The sequence below is a fragment of the Variovorax paradoxus genome (assembly GCA_016806145.1).
Taxonomy (GTDB): domain Bacteria; phylum Pseudomonadota; class Gammaproteobacteria; order Burkholderiales; family Burkholderiaceae_C; genus Variovorax.
The window spans coordinates 2,857,807-2,874,615 of the sequence record CP063166.1 but is presented as its reverse complement, the minus strand read 5'-3'; the positions used below and the strand labels follow the sequence as shown (position 1 = coordinate 2,874,615).

16 protein-coding genes are annotated in these 16,809 nt (G+C 70.0%); 4 read left to right on the top strand and 12 right to left on the bottom strand.

All coding sequences use genetic code 11. The annotated features are described in order from the left end of the window. Positions 1–86 precede the first annotated feature (86 nt). Positions 87–1,070, top strand: a complete 984-nt coding sequence (locus INQ48_13285; protein QRF60123.1) for a LysR family transcriptional regulator — start codon at positions 87–89, stop codon at positions 1,068–1,070. Positions 1,071–1,076: 6 nt separating this feature from the next. On the opposite strand, the gene INQ48_13280 is transcribed toward INQ48_13285, so the two are convergent. The 12 genes from INQ48_13280 to INQ48_13225 all read right to left on the bottom strand — a co-directional run bounded on the left by INQ48_13280 (position 1,077) and on the right by INQ48_13225 (position 12,543). After that, a complete protein-coding gene (locus INQ48_13280) occupies positions 1,077–2,066 on the bottom strand; it encodes an acetamidase/formamidase family protein (protein ID QRF60122.1) in 990 nt (329 codons plus the stop codon). 25 nt (positions 2,067–2,091) lie between these two features. Then, entirely contained in the window at positions 2,092–2,805 is a 714-nt protein-coding gene (locus INQ48_13275) for an ABC transporter ATP-binding protein (protein QRF60121.1), read from the bottom strand. Continuing rightward, positions 2,792–3,520, bottom strand: coding sequence for an ABC transporter ATP-binding protein (locus tag INQ48_13270; protein ID QRF60120.1), 729 nt, complete (start codon positions 3,518–3,520; stop codon positions 2,792–2,794). The genes INQ48_13275 and INQ48_13270 overlap by 14 nt, the downstream gene beginning before the upstream one ends. Then, the gene (locus INQ48_13265; protein QRF60119.1) at positions 3,517–4,611 is read right to left on the bottom strand and encodes an ABC transporter permease; all 1,095 of its coding nucleotides are present in this window, start codon (positions 4,609–4,611) and stop codon (positions 3,517–3,519) included. The genes INQ48_13270 and INQ48_13265 overlap by 4 nt, the downstream gene beginning before the upstream one ends. 33 nt (positions 4,612–4,644) lie before the next feature. Further along, on the bottom strand, positions 4,645–5,511 hold the full coding sequence (locus INQ48_13260; GenBank protein QRF60118.1) for a branched-chain amino acid ABC transporter permease: 867 nt from the start codon (positions 5,509–5,511) through the stop codon (positions 4,645–4,647). Between the two features lie 38 nt (positions 5,512–5,549). Then, entirely contained in the window at positions 5,550–6,773 is a 1,224-nt protein-coding gene (locus tag INQ48_13255; GenBank protein ID QRF60117.1) for an urea ABC transporter substrate-binding protein, read from the bottom strand. Positions 6,774–6,838: 65 nt separating this feature from the next. After that, entirely contained in the window at positions 6,839–8,239 is a 1,401-nt protein-coding gene (locus INQ48_13250; GenBank protein ID QRF60116.1) for an amidase, read from the bottom strand. 151 nt (positions 8,240–8,390) lie between these two features. Next, on the bottom strand, positions 8,391–9,803 hold the full coding sequence (locus tag INQ48_13245) for an aspartyl/glutamyl-tRNA amidotransferase subunit A (protein QRF60115.1): 1,413 nt from the start codon (positions 9,801–9,803) through the stop codon (positions 8,391–8,393). Continuing rightward, positions 9,800–10,066 carry a hypothetical protein gene (locus tag INQ48_13240; GenBank protein ID QRF60114.1) on the bottom strand — a complete coding sequence of 89 codons (267 nt, stop codon included), beginning with the start codon at positions 10,064–10,066 and terminating at the stop codon, positions 9,800–9,802. Before INQ48_13240 ends, INQ48_13245 begins: the two co-directional genes overlap by 4 nt. A 127-nt stretch (positions 10,067–10,193) precedes the next feature. Beyond that, on the bottom strand, positions 10,194–11,129 hold the full coding sequence (locus INQ48_13235) for a helix-turn-helix domain-containing protein (GenBank protein ID QRF60113.1): 936 nt from the start codon (positions 11,127–11,129) through the stop codon (positions 10,194–10,196). A 156-nt stretch (positions 11,130–11,285) separates the two neighbouring features. Further along, positions 11,286–11,735 carry a ribonuclease HI gene (gene rnhA / locus INQ48_13230; GenBank protein ID QRF60112.1) on the bottom strand — a complete coding sequence of 150 codons (450 nt, stop codon included), beginning with the start codon at positions 11,733–11,735 and terminating at the stop codon, positions 11,286–11,288. 43 nt (positions 11,736–11,778) lie between these two features. Continuing rightward, positions 11,779–12,543, bottom strand: coding sequence for a class I SAM-dependent methyltransferase (locus INQ48_13225; GenBank protein QRF60718.1), 765 nt, complete (start codon positions 12,541–12,543; stop codon positions 11,779–11,781). Between the two features lie 19 nt (positions 12,544–12,562). Between INQ48_13225 and gloB the strand changes: the two genes are divergently transcribed. From gloB to INQ48_13210, 3 genes are all read left to right on the top strand, one after another. Next, the gene (gene gloB / locus INQ48_13220; protein ID QRF60111.1) at positions 12,563–13,342 is read left to right on the top strand and encodes a hydroxyacylglutathione hydrolase; all 780 of its coding nucleotides are present in this window, start codon (positions 12,563–12,565) and stop codon (positions 13,340–13,342) included. Continuing rightward, on the top strand, positions 13,339–14,946 hold the full coding sequence (locus INQ48_13215; GenBank protein QRF60110.1) for a transglycosylase SLT domain-containing protein: 1,608 nt from the start codon (positions 13,339–13,341) through the stop codon (positions 14,944–14,946). The genes gloB and INQ48_13215 overlap by 4 nt, the downstream gene beginning before the upstream one ends. Before the next feature lie 71 nt (positions 14,947–15,017). Beyond that, positions 15,018–16,784, top strand: coding sequence for a cation:proton antiporter (locus INQ48_13210; protein ID QRF60109.1), 1,767 nt, complete (start codon positions 15,018–15,020; stop codon positions 16,782–16,784). Positions 16,785–16,809 lie beyond the last annotated feature (25 nt).

Genomic DNA, 16,809 nt, shown 5'->3' with positions numbered 1-16,809 from the left:
CTTATCCCCTTCCCCTATTCTTGAAAATTCGATAATCGTGAGGGAGCGATCACGATCAGCTATCGCCTCCGACACCGGGAATGCCCATGGACGCCAAGACCCACCATCTCGTGCGCAAGCTGCGCCTGCGGCACCTCGAGCTGCTCGCCGCGCTCTCCGAGACCGCCACCATGCGCGGCGCGGCGGCACGACTGCACCTGAGCCAGCCCGCGATCAGCAAGATGCTCGGCGAGATCGAGGGCTGCTTCGGCGCGCGGCTGTTCGAGCGCAGCCACCAGGGCATCCACGCCAACGCGCTGGGCGCGAGCGCCGTGTTCCGCGCGCGGGCGGTGCTCAACGAACTCGCGCGCGCCACCGAGGACGTCGACGCGCTGCAGGGCGGCGCCGCGGCGGTGCTGCGGGTCGGCGCGCCCTCCGTCACCGCCACCATCCCGGCCGCCATCGCCGAGCTGCGCCGACGCGTGCCGGGCGCCGCCGTGCTGCTGCGCGAGGGCCGCGTCCACGAACTGATCGAGCGGCTGCTCGAGGGCGAGCTCGACTGCGTCTTCGGCGCCATCACGCCCGAGCTGTCCGCGAGCGACATCGCGCCGCGGCTCGAGCCCGTGGTGCTGCTCGAGGACGAACTCTGCGTGCTTGCCTCCACCGCTCACCCCGGCAACGACGACGGCGCCCGGCGCAAGCTGCGCTGGGCCGACCTGGCCCAGGCCTCCTGGGTGCTGCCGCCGCGCGAGACGCTGGTGCGTCAGGCCTTCATGACGGCCTTCCTCAACGATGGCGCGACGCCGCCGATGCCGGTCGTCGAGGCCCTGTCGTCGGTCACGGTCGGCGCGGTGCTGCGGCGCGATCCGTCGCTGCTGTGCGCGGTGCGGCTGGAGCATGCGATCGACGAGATCGCGCGCGGCGGCGTGCGGCGGCTCGCCGTCGCGCCGAAGGTGAGCCTGCCGTCCTTCGGCCTGTTCCTGCGCCGCGACGGCATGGAGCGCCCGCCGATCCTGGCCGAGTTCGCCGAGGCGGTGCGGCGCGGGGCCGCGACGATGGCGCCGAAGCGGCGCGCCAGGCCCGCGGCCTGAGCGGACTCAGGGCGCCAGATACTCCTTCGAGATCCCCGCCCCCACCGTGTACTTCGGATCCACGAAGTTGCCCAGCCGCACCTTGCCGCACTGGCTCAGCATCATGTAGGCGTCCCAGCGGTCGTAGCCGTACTCGGCCTCCATCCACAGCACCAGTTCCTTGTAGGCGATGCGGGTGGCGTCCTCGAGCGGGCGGGCGCTGCCGATGGCCATGATCATGGCCTCGGTCTCCAGCCGCGGCCACTCGAGCTTCCAGCCCTTGATCAGGTCGACGCGGATGGTCGTGAGGCTCGGGTACTCGACCGCGGTGCCGCAGACCTCGCCGTCGCCCTGGCAGGCGTGGGCGTCGCCGATGAACAGCCGCCCGCCCGGCGTGCGCACCGGCAGGTAGGTGATGCTGCCCGGGCCCATGTCGGGCAGGTCCATGTTGCCGCCGTGCTGGTCGGGCGTGAGGCTGTTGATGGAATCGAGCTCGGGCGAGCAGCTCAGGGTGCCGATGTGCGGGCGGTACGGCAGGGTGACGCGCTTGCTCCAGTACACGCCCTCCTCGTCCACGTCGATCTTGCGCACGGTCTCGGGCAGCGGCTGGTTGAGCAGCGCGGTGAAGGCGGTGCCGCTCAGCGCGCCGAAGTCCGGGATCATGCAGCAGGTGCCGCGCGGGTTGGGTCCGCGCGGCGCCATCGATTCGATGTGCACCGCGATCGCGTCGCCGGGCTCGGCGCCCTCGACCATGATCGGGCCGTTCTGCGGATTGACGAAGGGCATGGTCAGCACCTTCGAGGGCAGGTCCTGCTCGGTCTTGACCTTGCCGTCGAAGGCATCGCGCGTCTCGACCACGATGCGGTCGCCGGGCTTCACCGTCAGCACGGGCTGGGTGTAGGGGCCGATGGTGAAGTGGTAGGTGCCCTGCTTCGCCTCGGTGAGTTCGTGGGTGGCCACGCTACGGCTGCGGCCCTCGCCGCGCGTCTGCATGATCGATCGTTCGAGCCAGCTCATGGGATGTGTCTCCTTGTGGGTTGCTTCACAGCGAGAGGTGCTCGCGCACCGCCTGCGCGTTCATGGCGCCGGGCTCGATGCGCCCGACGATGCGGCCCTTCTCCATCACATAGGCGCGCTCGCCCACGTCGAGGATGGTGTCGAGGTTCTGCTCGACGAAGAGGATGGTGGTGCCGAGGTCGCGCCGGATCGCGCGCAGCACGTCGCAGATCAGCTGCACGATCGAGGGCTGGATGCCTTCCGAGGGTTCGTCGAGCAGCATCAGCGCCGGGTTGCCCACCAGCGCGCGGCCGATGGCGAGCTGCTGCTGCTCGCCGCCCGACATGGTGCCCGCGAGCTGGTCGCGCCGCTCGGCCAGGCGCGGGAAGTACTGGTAGACCAGCTCGGGCTGCTTGCGGCCGCGCGGGCCGCCGATCAGCTCGCCGACCATCAGGTTCTCGGCCACCGTCATGCGCGGGAACACCTCGCGCCCCTGCGGCACGTAGCCGATGCCCAGCCGCGCGCGCGCATCGCTGGCCAGGGTCTCGATGTCGCGCCCCAGGAAGCGGATGCCGCCGCCGCGCGTGCGCAGCAGGCCCATGAGGCAGCGCATGGTGGTGGTCTTGCCCACGCCGTTGCGCCCGATCAGCGCCACGATCTCGCCCTTGCCCACCGTCAGGTCGACACCCTGGAGGATCGGCGTGGCGCCATAGCCGGCCTGCAGGCCACGGATCTCGAGCACGGTCTCAGTGGTGTTCATGCGTCTTCCCCAGGTAGATCTCGGCCACGCGCGGATCGGCGATCACCTCGGCGATCGAGCCCTCGGCGAACACCTTGCCGAAATGCAGCACGGTCACGCGCTGCGCGATCTGGCGGATGAAGGCCATGTCGTGCTCGACCACCAGCACCGTCATGCCCTCGGCATTGAGCTTCTGGATCAGCTCGCCGGTCTTGAAGGTCTCCTCGGGCGACAGCCCGGCCGTGGGCTCGTCCATCAGCAGCAGCACTGGCTTGAGCGCCAGCGCCATGCCGATCTCCAGCCACTGCTGCTGGCCGTGGGCCAGCTCGCCCGCGGGCTTGTCAGCATCGGCCGCGAGGTCCAGCAGCTCGAGCAGCCGGTCCTCCTCGCGCCGCAGTTCGGCCAGCCGCGCATGGTGCTGCAGCGCGATGTGGATGTTCTGCCGCACCGGCAGTTCGCGGAACACGCTGGGCGCCTGCATCTTGATGCTCATCCCCTGCTGCACGCGCTGGTAGGGCCGCTCGTCCGTCACCTCGCGGCCCTGGAATTCGATGCGGCCCTCGCTCGCTTCGTGGGTGCCGACGATCAGCTTGAACAGCGTGCTCTTGCCCGCGCCGTTGGGCCCGATCAGGCAATGGATCTCGCCGCGGCGCACCGAGAGGTCGACCTCCGACACGGCCGCATGGCCGCCGAAGCGCTTCGACAGGCCGTGGGTCTGCAACAAGACCTCGTTCATGCGCGCACCTCCGCGGTCGTGGCTTCGGGCAGCTTCGATGGCGCCGCAGGCTTGGCCGCGCCGCGCCGCGCGAACAGCCGCCGCGCCGCGTTCGCCACGCCGATCACGAAGCCCTGCGGCGCCACCATCACGGTGCACAGCAGCATCGCGCCCATCAGCAGCAGCGCCGCCTGCTGGCTGTAGACCGTCAGCGCCTGGAAGGCCCAGAGCACGAGGAAGGAACCGACCAGCGTGGCCGTGATGTCGCCGCGGCCCGAGAACGCGACCCAGACGATCGGCATCGCGGCAGCCGGCAGGCCGATGCTCGCGGGCGTGATGAACTGGCCCCAGGAGGTGTAGAGCACGCCGCTCAGACCCGCCAGCGCGGAGCCGATGACGAAGGTGGCGAGCTGGTACTTGCGCACGTCGTAGCCGAGCAGCTCGGCGCGCTGCGGATCCTCGCGCACCGCCACCACCACGTTGCCGAAGCGCGAGTTCAGCAGGATGCGCAGGCCCAGGTAGACCACGAGGATCAGCGCCACCACCAGGTAGTACAGCGCCACGCCCTCGAAGAACAGCGGCTCGCCGCCGAACCACGGGATGTTCAGCGGCGCCATGTCCTTCATGCCGTTGAAGCCGTTGAGCCGCGCGTTGCCGATGTGCCATTCGGGCCCGGCCGTCTGGCCGAGGAAGAAGGCCAGCACCAGCGTGGCCGACAGCGTGACGATGCCGAAGAACACGCCGCCCACGCGGCCCCAGATCATGAAGTAGCCGAGCACCGCCGCCGCCAGCGCGGCCAGGCCGAGGGCCAGTACCAGCGCGAGGAAGGTGGTGCCCGACTCGCCGCCCAGGTTGGTGGCCAGCACGCCATAGCCATAGCCGGCCACGCCGAAGAAGAAGGTCTGGCCGAAGGACAGCATGCCGCCGTAGCCCCAGACCAGGCACAGGCCCATGGCCATGAAGGTCCAGGTCAGCAGGTAGGCCATGTTGCCGACGTCGTACGAATCGGCGACGGCCGGGTATGCGAGCACCAGGACCAGCACGGCGAGGAAGGGAAGCCAGAAGACGCGGCTGGCGCCCAGCGTCTGCGGCCCGTTGATGAGTTGGAACATGCGAGAAGGACTCCGTGCAGGGGAAGACGCCGTTCAGCGGGTGCGCCGGGCCAGCCAGCCCGACACCCCTTCGGGCAGGATGCGGATCACCACGATCACCGCCAGCAGCATCCCGATCTGGCCCACGATCTGGCCGCCCCAGCCGTTGAGGCCGGTGCGGATGACCGCGAGCAGGATGCCGGCCGGCGCGGTGCCCAGCAGCACGTTGGCGCCGCCCACCACCACGGTGACGAAGCTCTCGACCAGGAAGGCCGCGCCCATGGTCGGGATCAGGGTCATGGTCGGCGCATAGAGCGCGCCGCACAGCCCCGCGAGGCCGGCGCCGATGCCGAAGCTCAGCGCGTACACGCGGCCCACGCGCACGCCGGTGGCCTGCGCGATCGAGGCGTTCTGCATGGTGGCGCGCGCATGCACGCCGAAGCGGGTGCGCATGAAGACCAGGTAGATGCCGCCGAGCACCGCCACCGCGGCCGCGAACAGCACCAGCCGGTAGACCGAGAAGCTGTAGCCACCCACGCTGAAGCTGCCCTCGGGCGTGCCCACGCCCGCGAGCGTGGAGCCGAACACCAGCAGCATGCCCTGCGTGACGATCAGGCTCAGGCCGAAGGTGGCGAGCAGCGAGTCGAGCGGCCGCTTGTAGAGCTTGCGCACCAGGCTCCACTCCACGGCCATGCCGATCAGGCCGGCCGCGAGCGTGCCGCACAGCTGCGCGAGCGGCAGCGGCAGCCCGCCGTGCACCAGGCCCACGGTGACGTAGGCGCCGCACATGATGAACTCGCCGTGCGCCATGTTGATCACGCCCATCATCCCGAACACCACGGCCAGGCCGGCCGCGGAAAGGATGAGGAACGCGAACACGTCGGCGAACTGGTAGAGGAAGGAGAAGATTTCGGCGAACACCGCGGCTCCCGGTCAGTGGCTGGCTGCTGCAAACGCGCTCAGGACTTCTTCGGCAGGTCCGAGGGCGTGTACTGCTTGCGGTCGTTCTTCTTCGTCAGGTCGCAGCCGATCTGGCCGAGCCAGTAGGGCTGGATGGTCCCGTAGTCCTTGAGCACCTTCACCGCATGCTTGTCGTCGACCGAGATCAGCCGCATCTGGTGCGACACGTGCTGGCTCTTGGGATCGATGCAGATCTTGCCCTCGGCGGACTCGATGCAGGCGTCGCCGGTGGCGATCACCTTGCGCAGGTCGGCCAGCTTGGTCGACTTGGCCTTCTCGACCAGCGCCTTGTACATGTAGAGCGCGTTGTAGGCGTTGTAGCCCATGTCGTTGATGTAGGGCTCGTTCGGGAACTTGGCGTGCCAGCGCTTCTTGAACTCGGTGGCCGCGGGCGTGTCGATCTCCTCGAACCAGTTGGCCGTGGCATGCATGCGGTTGAGCGCGGGCGGCGCGAATCGCTTGTGCTCGAAGCCCAGCATCACCTTCACCGACGAGCCCATCGGCAGGTTCAGCTTGGCGGCCGCGGCCTGCTCGAAGAAGGAGTCCTGCGCCGCGCCCACGTTGAGCATCAGCAGCCAGTCGGGCTTGGCCTTCTGGATGTTCTGGATCGTCTGCGCGAACTGGGACACGCCCAGCGGGATGAACTCCTCGCCCACCACGGTGCCGCCCAGGTCCTTGAGGATGGTGCGGTTCCACTCGGCGGAGATCTGGCCGAAGTTGTAGTCGGCGGCCACCACGTAGACCTTCTTGCCGAAGGTCTGGACCATGTAGGGGATCAGCGTGGAGAACTGCTGCTCGGGCACCGCGCCCATGCTGATCATGTTGGCGTCGCACACGCCGCCCTCGTACTGGTTGGTATAGAAGTACGGCGTCTGCGTGCGGTCGACGATCGGGCGCACCGCCTCGCGCGAGGCCGAGGTGATGCCGCCGATCAGCAGGTCGACCTTGTCCTTGCTCAGGAGGCGCCGCGTGAACTCCTGGTAGCGCGCGTTGTCGCCCTGCGGATCGAGGTGGATCAGCTCGATCTGCCGGCCCATGATGCCGCCGGCCTTGTTGATCTCCTCCACGGCCAGCAGCGAGCCGTTGAGCTTGGGCTTGCCGAGCACGGCGAGGTCGCCCGAGACGTCTTCCATCAGGCCGATCTTCAGCGGATCGGCGGCCATCGCCGAGGTGGCCAGCGCCAGCGTGCAGCCCAGGGAGAGAAGCGCATTGCGTAGTGTCATGGTGGTGCTTTCGAGGGAAGGAGAAAAGAACGAGGGAGAACGAAGGAATGGGAAGCCCGCGGCGCTCACAGCGCGGGGTGGCGGCGGTGCCAGTCGGTGAGCTGCTGGAAGGCCGCGCCGGCGCGCACCAGCAGCGCCTCGTCGAAGTGGCGCGACACGAACTGGAAGGCCACCGGCATGCCCGCGGGCGTGAAGCCGCCGGGCAGCGTGATCGTGGGGCTGCCGGTCATGTCGAAGGGACAGGTGTAGCGCAGCATCGCGGCCATCAGCTCGGCGTCGACGCCCATCTGCGCCATGCGCTCCATGGTCGGCGAGGCGATGCCGGTGGCCGGGATCAAGAGCAGGTCGATGTCCTCGAACATCGCGCGCACGCGGCCGCTGAAATCGTGGCGATGCAGCACGATCTTCTGGTAGTCGGTGCCGCTTTGCGCCAGCCCCAGCTCGATCAGGCCGGCCACGGCCGGGCCGTACATCTCCTTGCGCGCCGGATAGGTCTTCTCGTGCACCACCGCGGCCTCGATGCCGCACAGCGGGAACCAGTCGGCCAGCGCCTGCGCCGGATCGGGAAAGCGCACCTCGCGCAGTTCGCCGCCCAGCGTCTTCACCGCGGCGACGGCGGCATCGAAGACCTCGCGCGTCGGCGCGTCCACGCCCTCGGTGGCCCAGCGCAGGTCGATGCCCACGCGCAGCCCGGCCAGGCCCCGGCCAATGTCGGCCAGGTAGTCGGGCACCGGCAGCAGGCTGGCGGTGGGATCGTTCGCGTCGGCGCCCGCGATGGCGCCGAGCATCGCGCCGGCATCGGCGGCGCTGCGCGTCATCGGGCCGATGTGGTCGAGCGTGGCGGCGAGCTCGAAGGCGCCGTGGCGGCTCACGCGGCCCCAGGTCGGCTTCAGGCCCGTGAGGCCGTTGGCGGCCGAGGGAAAGCGGATCGATCCTCCCGTGTCGGTGCCCAGCGAGCCGTAGCACAGGCCCGCCGCGGTGGCCACGCCCGAGCCGCTCGAGGACACGCCCGGCCAGTGCGCCGCGTTCCAGGGATTGACCGGCGGCGACACGCTCGGATGGTGGTCGGCATAGGCGCTCTCGGTGAGCTGCAGCTTGCCGAGGATCGGCGCGCCGGCCTCGCGCAGCTTGCGCACCACGGTGCCGTCGACCTCGGGCACGAAGTCCTGGTAGAGCGTCATGCCCGCGGCCGTGGGCACGCCCGCGGTCCAGCACAGGTCCTTCACAGCCACCGGCACGCCGTGCAGCGGGCCGCGCGATTCGCCACGCGCGATCTCGGCGTCGGCACGTTTCGCCTCGGCGAGCGCCGAATCGGCCATGACGCGCACATAGCTGCGCAGGCCGCCGTCGACCTGCCCGATGCGATCGAGCTGGGCCTGCGTGACCTCGACGCTCGAGAGTTCCTTCGACTGGATCAGGCGGCCGACTTCGAGCAGTTCGAGGTAGTGCAGATCGGTGTTCGGCATGGTGTGGAGGCTCCGTTCGTTGTGGATGGAAAAGGGTTCGGCCTGTAGGAAGACGCCGACGTCGAAGGTATAGAAGCACCGCCTTCGCGGCTTGGCTCGCAGCGCCATCGCGATGTGCTGGCGCGGCCAGTCGGTGGGTGGGTTGGCGCTTTCAGGCCAGCGCGGGCGCGCGTCGGTGGAAATCGGTGGCCTGCTGGAACGCATGGCCCGCGCGCAGCAGCGCGGCCTCGGCGAAGGGCCGGCCGATCAGTTGCATGCCGATCGGCAGGCCGTCGGGATCGAAGCCGCAGGGCACGTTGAGCGAGGGCAGCCCCGTGAGGCTGGCCACGCCGGTGAACTGCATGATCGCGGACAGCATGTCCTCGGGCCGGCCCGGCTCGATCTCCACGCTGGTTTCGCCGATGCGCGTGGCCGCGAAGGGCAGCGAGGGACAGACGAACACGTCGACGCGGCGGAAGGCCTCGAGGAACTCGGCGCGCAGCAGCGCGCGGTAGCGCTGCGCCTGCAGGTAGTGGGTGGCCAGCAGCATCTCGCCGGCCTCGAGCAGGGTGCGCACGTCGTCGCCGTAGTCGCCGGGCCGCTCGCGCAGGTTGCGCTGGTGGTAGGTGCTGGGCTCGGCCGACTCGATGGTGAGCTGGGCCGAGATGTTGCCGTGGATGTGGCCGATGTCGACCTCGACCACCTGCGCGCCGAGTTCGACGAAGGCCGCGATCGCCGCCTTCACGGCGTCGTGCACCGGCGCCTGCAGGTGCTCGAAGAAGTAGCCCGGCACGATGCCGATGCGCAGGTGGCGGCAGCCGCCCTCGAGGTCCTGCAGGTAGTCGTCCACCGCGCGCGGCGCGCTGGCCGCGTCCTTCGGATCGAAGCCCGCGATGGCGCCGAACATCAGCGCGCAGTCCTCCACGCTGCGGGCCATCGGGCCCACCGTGTCCATGCTCCAGGCCAGCGGGATCACGCCGTGGTTGCTGACCCGGCCGTAGGTGGGCCGCAGCCCGACGATGCCGTTGATGGCCGAGGGCAGCCGGATCGAGCCGCCGGTGTCGGTGCCGATGGCGCCGAAGCACAGGCGCGCGGCCACCGCCACGGCCGAGCCGCCGCTGGAGCCGGCCGGGAAGCGATCGGTGTCCCAGGGGTTGCGCACCGCGCCGTAATGCGGATTGGCCGAGGTGCCGCCCCAGGCGAACTCGTGCATGTTGGTCTTGCCGATGAACAGTGCGCCGGCCTGGCGCAACCGTGTGGCGACAGTGGCGTCGGCCTCGGGCAGCCAGTCGGCCAGCAGCTTGCTGCCGGCCGTGGTGCGGCTGCCGCGCAGCGCGACGTTGTCCTTGAGCGCCAGCGGCACGCCGTGCAGCGGACCGAGCTCGTGGCCCGCGGCCGACAGCATCTCGGCCGCGCGCGCGACCTGCAGCGCCTGTTCCTCGAACACGGTGATGAAGGACTTGAGCACGCCGTCGTGGACGCGGATGCGCGCGAGCGAGGCCTCGACCAGTTCCACGGGCGAGACCTTGCGCGCGCGCACCAGGCGCGCCGCTTCCGCGAGGCCCAGGTTCGCGATGTCGTTCATGCAGCTTCCTCCGGCAGCTCGTGCGCATGCGTGAAGGCCGTGACCGGCATCAGCGCCTGCCGCGCGGGATCGCTCATCTGCGCGCTGAGCGCATGGGCGGCGGGGATCCAGGCCTGCAGCACGGCATCGACCGCGGCCAGCCGCTCGGGGCTCAGCTCGAGGCCGGCGCAGCGCGCCAGCGCGGCGGTGTCGATCGCCGGCGGTGTACCGGATGGATCGGATGGATCGGATGGATCGGATGGATCGGAGGGGGAGGAAGGCATCGTCGTTTCCTTGCGTGAAGCGCCCGTCGGGGGGCTGGCTTCACGATAGGCAACGACGCGGTTCGCGGCTTGGCTGCGCCTGCCATCGCGATGGGCTGGAACCGCCAGCCGCGGCGGACGGCCGTGCTCAGTGGCGGCGCAGCAGGGTCTGCGGCGTCACGCCGTAGGCCTTCTTGAACACGCGGCAGAAATGCGAGAGGTCGCTGAAGCCGTGCTGGAACGCGGCCTGCGTGACCTGCCGCACCCGGCCTTCGCTGAGCGCCGCATGGCTGGCCTCGAGCCGCTGCTTCCACAGGTGCTGGATCGGCGTGCTGCCGTACTCGGCGAACACGCGCGCCAGCGTGCGCGCCGACACGTGCTGCGCCGCGGCCATCTGCTCCACGTCGAGCTCGCAGTCGTCGAGGTGCGCGGCGATGTACTCGCGCGTGCGCTGGTAGAGCTGGGCATGCGAGGACAGCGCGGCCTCGGCGCCGTCGCTCTGCACCTGCAGCACGGCCGAGAGCATGTCGAGCATCGAGCCCGCGAGGCTGGCCTCCATGGCCTCGCTGCCCGAGAGCTCGAGCTTCGCCGCCTCGCGGATCATGTGGCCGAGCAGCCGCGCCGTGGGATGGCCCTCGGCCAGGTGCATCGCCGTGAGGTTGTGGGCCTCGGGAAAGCGGCACAGCAGTTGCCGGCGCGGAATGCGAACCAGCAGCGTGGACTCGGGCGCGAGGTCGAAGCTGAAGGGGCGCGCGGCGTCGTAGAGCACGATGTCGCCGTTGCGCTGCACCACTTCCCGCCCCGACTGCGAGAGCACGCCGTGGCCCGACACCATCAGGCTCAGCATGAAGTCCTCGTTGGGGCCGCTGCGCAGGTGCTGGGCATCGCGCTCCCAGACATGGCGCGGCGAGGACATCTCGGCCAGCGCGAGCTTGCCGAGCGAGCGCAGCCTGAAGCGCGCGTTGAAATGCTGGCGGTCGGGCACCACGCTCTTGGCCGGGATCAGGTGCTGGCACACCACGTCGCTCCAGTAGGCAAAGCGCTGGGCGTCGTCGACCGTGTCGGTGGAGTAGTCGAGGTGCATGCTGCGAGCGAAGGGTTGGAAACCATCTCGCGATGGCCATCGCAACGCCTCAAGCAACATCCATGCCCTTGCCGAGGCCTGCCCGCGCACTCTAGCGTGCGGGCCCCGCTTCCCTCTGAGGGCTGACCCGTAGTCTCCGCGTGTCCAGCCGCGCGCTCAGCCGCGGCCGAGCGCCTTGTCCACGCCCTTGTTGGCCAGCATGTCGGCGCGCTCGTTGCCCGGGTCGCCCGAATGGCCCTTGACCCAGCGCCACTCGATGGCGTGGCCGCCCTCCTGCACCAGCTTGTCCAGCCGCTGCCAGAGCTCGACGTTCTTCACCGGCTGCTTGGTCGAGGTGAGCCAGCCCTTGGCCTTCCAGCCGCGGATCCACTCGGTGATGCCCTGGCGTACGTACTGGCTGTCGAGGTAGAGCGTGACCTTGCAGGGCCGCTTGAGCGCGGCCAGGCCCTCGATCACGGCCGTGAGCTCCATGCGGTTGTTGGTGGTGTTCAGCTCGCCGCCGAACAGCTCCTTCTCGGTGGGGCCCGACTTGAGCCAGGCGCCCCAGCCCCCGGGGCCGGGATTGCCCTTGCAGGCACCATCGGTGTAGATCACGACTTCGTTCAAGCTCTCTGTTCCTTCATTTCTTCACTGTCGATATTCATTCACGTCATTCGCCGTCGGCGCGGCGTCCCTGCCGGTGCACCTTGCCCGCGATCGGCACCGGCGCCGTGGCGCGGGCGCTGGCGCGGCGCCATTCGGGGCTCAAGAGGCGCATGCCGCGCACGCGCTTGACCGCCACCAGGAAGTAGGCCGCGCCGAAGATCGGCCACCAGCGCTCGCCGGCCACGTCCATCCAGCGGCTGCGCTCGAGCCAGGCCTCGCTGCGCGCGGACGGCCGGTAGACGCCGAAGCGGCCCGACTCGACCTCGAAGCTCAGCAGGCGCAGCCAGTCACGCATGCGCCAGTAGCCGATGAACTCCCCGCCCTCGGGCAGGAAGAGTTCGCCGAAGCCCAGGCGCCGGTACAGGTGCGCGCGGCGTTGCCGCATGCCCCAGAGGCTGGTCGGGTTGAGCCCGCAGATCACCACCCGGCCCTCGGGCACCAGCACCCGCTCGACCTCGCGCAGGGTGGCGTGCGGATCGGGGCTGAGCTCGAGCGCATGCGGCAGCACCACCAGGTCGAGGCTGTTGGCCGCGAACGGCAGCGCCGCGAAATCGGTCAGCAGCACGGCCTGCGGCGCATGCGCGAGGTGCGCCGGGTCGTCGAGCGCCAGCCAGCGGTGCGGCATGCGGTTGGCGCGCAGGCCCTCGACCTGGGCGGCCCCGAGCTGCAGCGCGTGGTAGCCGAAAACGTCGGCCACGGCCTGGTCGAACTGGGCTTGTTCCCAGGCGAGAAGGTAGCGTCCGGGGGGGGTCGCGAACCACTCCTGCAAACCTATAATTTGACCGCTCATGACCCTCGTTCCGCTGCCCGCCTTCGCCGACAACTACATCTGGATGCTGCAGGACGGGTCCAACGCGATCGTGGTGGACCCGGGCGATGCCCGGCCGGTGCTCGACGCACTGGCAAGCGGCAAGCTGCAACTGGCCGCGATTCTAGTCACGCACCATCACGCCGATCACACGGGTGGCGTGGCCGAACTGCGCGCCGCCACCGGCGCCGCGGTGTGGGGGCCGAGGCACGAGCGCATCCCCGAGCCCTACGCGCCGCTGGTGCAGGGCGATCATGCAGACGCGCTGGGCCTGCGCTTCGAGGTGATCGACGTGCCTGGCCACACGGCCGGCCACATCGCCTACTTCCTGCCGGCGGCCGAGGGCCGCGCGCCGCTGCTGTTCTGCGGCGACACCCTGTTCTCGGGCGGCTGCGGCCGTCTGTTCGAGGGCACGCCCGCGCAGATGCTGGCCTCGCTCGACGCGCTCGCCGCGCTGCCCGGCGACACCCGCGTATGCTGCGCCCACGAATACACACTTTCTAACCTGCGCTTCGCCCAGGCGGTGGAACCCGGCAACACCGACCTGACTCAGTACCGGGCGCGTTGCGAAAGCCTGCGCGCCCAGGGCGAGCCCACGCTGCCGTCGCAGCTGGCCCTCGAACGCCGGATCAACCCCTTTCTTCGCAGCCGCGAAGCCACTGTCCTTCGAGCGGTGCGCGCGCATGCCGAGCTGTCCCCCGAAGCGGGCGAAGCCGACGTGTTCGCCGCGCTGCGCCAATGGAAAAACGACTTCCGATGAAACTCACCGCTGCCGCCTGCCTTGCAGGCATCCTGTTGCTCGCCGGCTGCGCGGGCACCGGCACCCCCTCTTCCTCGTCTTCCTCCCCTTCCCCCTCCTCTCCCCCCACCGCCGGCGGCACCGGCTCCCTCGCCGCCGGCCGCGCCGCGCCCATCTACCCGAGCGGCCAGCTCGCCCCCATCGCCAGCAGCGAGGCGCGCTCGCAGAGCGTGGTCACGCTGGCCCCGCCGGCCGACATGTGGGACCGCATCCGCCGCGGCTTCAAGATGCCCGACCTCGACAGCGACCTGGTGCGCGATCGCGAGCAGTGGTATGCGAGCCGGCCCGACTACATCCAGCGCATGACCGAGCGCTCGAACAAGTACATCTTCCACATCGTCGAGGAGCTCGAGCGGCGCAACATGCCCACCGAGCTGGCGCTGCTGCCCTACATCGAGAGCGCCTTCAACCCGCAGGCCGTGTCGAGCGCGCGCGCGGCCGGCATGTGGCAGTTCATGCCGGCCACCGGCACCGACTTCGACCTCAAGCAGAACATCTTCCGCGACGACCGCCGCGACGTGGTGGCCTCCACGCGCGCCGCGCTCGACTACCTGCAGAAGCTCTACAACATGTTCGGCGACTGGCAGCTCGCGCTGGCCGCCTACAACTGGGGCGAAGGCAGCGTGAGCCGCGCCATCGCCAAGAACCAGCGCCTGGGCCTGCCCACCACCTACAGCGACCTCACGATGCCGGCCGAGACCCGCATGTACGTGCCCAAGCTGCAGGCGGTGAAGAACATCGTCGCCAACCCGCAGGCCTTCAACGCCGAGCTGCCGGTAATCGCGAACCACCCCTACTTCCAGACCGTGCCGCTCACGCGCGACCTCGACGTGGAACTGGCCGCCAAGCTCGCCGACGTGCGCATCGAGGACTTCCGCGCGCTCAACCCGGCCGCCCACAAGCCGGTGCTGATCGCCGCCGGCACCTCCGAGATCCTGCTGCCCTGGGACAACGCCGCCGTGTTCCAGCGCAACTTCGACGCCTACACGCAGGGCCAGTACGCGAGCTGGACCGCCTGGGTCGTGCCCACCACCATGACCGTGGCCGACGCCGCCCAGCGCGCCGGCATGAGCGAGTCGGACCTGCGCGCGCTCAACAACGTGCCGCCGCGCATGCTGATCAAGGCCGGCTCCACGCTGATCGTGCCGCGCGGCGCGCGCGTCAAGGAGGACGTGGCGGCGGTGGTGGCCGACAGCGGCCACCTGAGCTTCCAGCCCGAGATCGTCACGCGCCGCACCACCGTCAAGGCCGGCCGCAGCGACAACGTGGCGAGCATCGCGCGCCGCTACAACCTCAAGCCCGCGAACGTCGCCGAGTGGAACGACGTCAAGCCCAACCATGCCTTCAAGCGCGGCATCAGCGTGGTGGTCTACCTGCCGGTGCGTGCCGCCCCGGCCGCGCGCGTCGGCTCGGGTGCCGGTCCCGCGGCACGCAGCAACGCGCGCGGCCGACCGGTGGTCCAGGTCAAGCGCGGCAGCAACGTGAGCAAGGTGCCGGCCAGCGCGCCGAGCAAGCAGGTGGTGCGCGAGAAGCGCGGCGGCACGCCGTCGAAAAAGAAGCGCTGAAGCGGCGGCAAGACCGGCGCATCGCCTTTCGCGGCGCCGGTCATGGATAACTAGATCAGGAGGGCCACGACATGGCAGTGGAAGGAAGCGCGGGCGATCTCGTCAAGGTCGTCACGCTGTTGGGGGCCGCGGTGGTCGCGGTGCCGCTGTTCAAGCGCATCGGGCTCGGCTCGGTGCTCGGCTACCTGGCCGCGGGTCTGGCCATCGGCCCGTTCGGCTTCGGCCTCTTCACCGATCCCCAGACCATCCTGCACACGGCCGAGCTCGGCGTCGTGATGTTCCTGTTCGTGATCGGCCTCGAGATGCGGCCCTCGCACCTGTGGAGCATGCGGCGCGACATCTTCGGCCTCGGCAGCCTGCAGGTGGTGGTCTGCGGCCTGCTGCTGACCGGCGTGGGCATGGCCTTCGGCTTCCCGCTCGCCGTGTCCTTCGTCTGCGCGATGGGCTTCGTGCTGACCTCCACCGCCATCGTGATGCAGCTGCTCGGCGAACGCGGCGACATCGCGGCGCCGCGCGGCCAGAAGATCGTCGCCGTGCTGCTGTTCGAGGACCTGCTGATCGTGCCTCTGCTGGCCATCGTGGCCTTCATCGCGCCGGCCGACGCCACGCAGCACGCGGTCGAGGCCGGCTCGCGCTGGGTCGGCGTGGGCATCGCGCTGGCCGCGCTCGCGGCGCTGGTGGCGGCCGGCATCTGGCTCTTGAACCCGCTGTTCCGCGTGCTCGCCAACTCGAAGGCGCGCGAGGTCATGACCGCCGCCGCGCTGCTGGTGGTGCTGGGCGCGGCGCTCCTGATGCAACTCGGTGGCCTTTCGATGGCCATGGGCGCCTTCATCGCGGGCGTGCTGCTGTCCGAGTCCACCTTCCGCCACCAGCTCGAGGCCGACATCGAGCCCTTCCGCGGCCTGCTGCTCGGCCTGTTCTTCATCGGCGTGGGCATGTCGCTCGACCTCGCGGTGGTGGCGCGCAACTGGCAGCTGATCCTGGCCGGCGTGCTGTCGATGATGGTCGTGAAGTCGCTGTGCATCTACGCGGTGGCGCGGCTCGCGAAGAGCTCGCGCGCCGACGCGCTCGACCGCGCGGTGCTGATGGCCCAGGGCGGCGAGTTCGCGTTCGTGCTGTTCTCCTCCGCGCTCGCCGCGGGCGTCATCAGCCCGGTGGTCAACGCCAACATGACGGCGGTGGTGGTGCTCTCGATGGCGCTCACGCCGCTGGTGGTGCTCGCGCACCGCCGCTTCGCGCCGGCCGCGGCCGCGTCGATGGACGGCATCGACAAGGCCGAGGACCTGGTCGGCAACGTGCTGTTGATCGGCTTCGGCCGCTTCGGCCAGATCGCGGTGCAGGGCGCGCTGGCGCGCGGCGCGTCGATCTCGATCATCGACACCGACACCGAGGCGATCCGCGTCGCCGCCCTGTTCGGCTTCAAGGTCTACTACGGCGACGGCTCGCGCGCCGACGTGCTGCATGCCGCCGGCGCCCACGGCGCGCGCGTCATCATGGTGTGCGTGAACGACAAGGCCGCGACCACGCGCATCGTCGAGCTGCTCAAGGCCGAGTTCCCGCATGCGCAGCTGCTGGTGCGCGCCTACGACCGCGAGCACATGCTCGAGATCGGCAAGCTCAACGTCGACTTCCAGATCCGCGAGACCTTCGAATCGGCCATGGCCTTCGGCCGCCAGGGCGTGCTGGCGCTCGGCGCCTCCGACACCGAGGCCGACGAGGTGATCGACGAGCTGCGGCGGCGCGACGCGGAGCGCGTGGTGCTCGAGATGGCCGGCGGCATCTTCGCGGGCCGCGCGCTGGTGCAGGTCAATGCCGAGACGCACGGCAAGAACGCCTGAGGGCGCCCAAGCTCGTTCTCGGGCC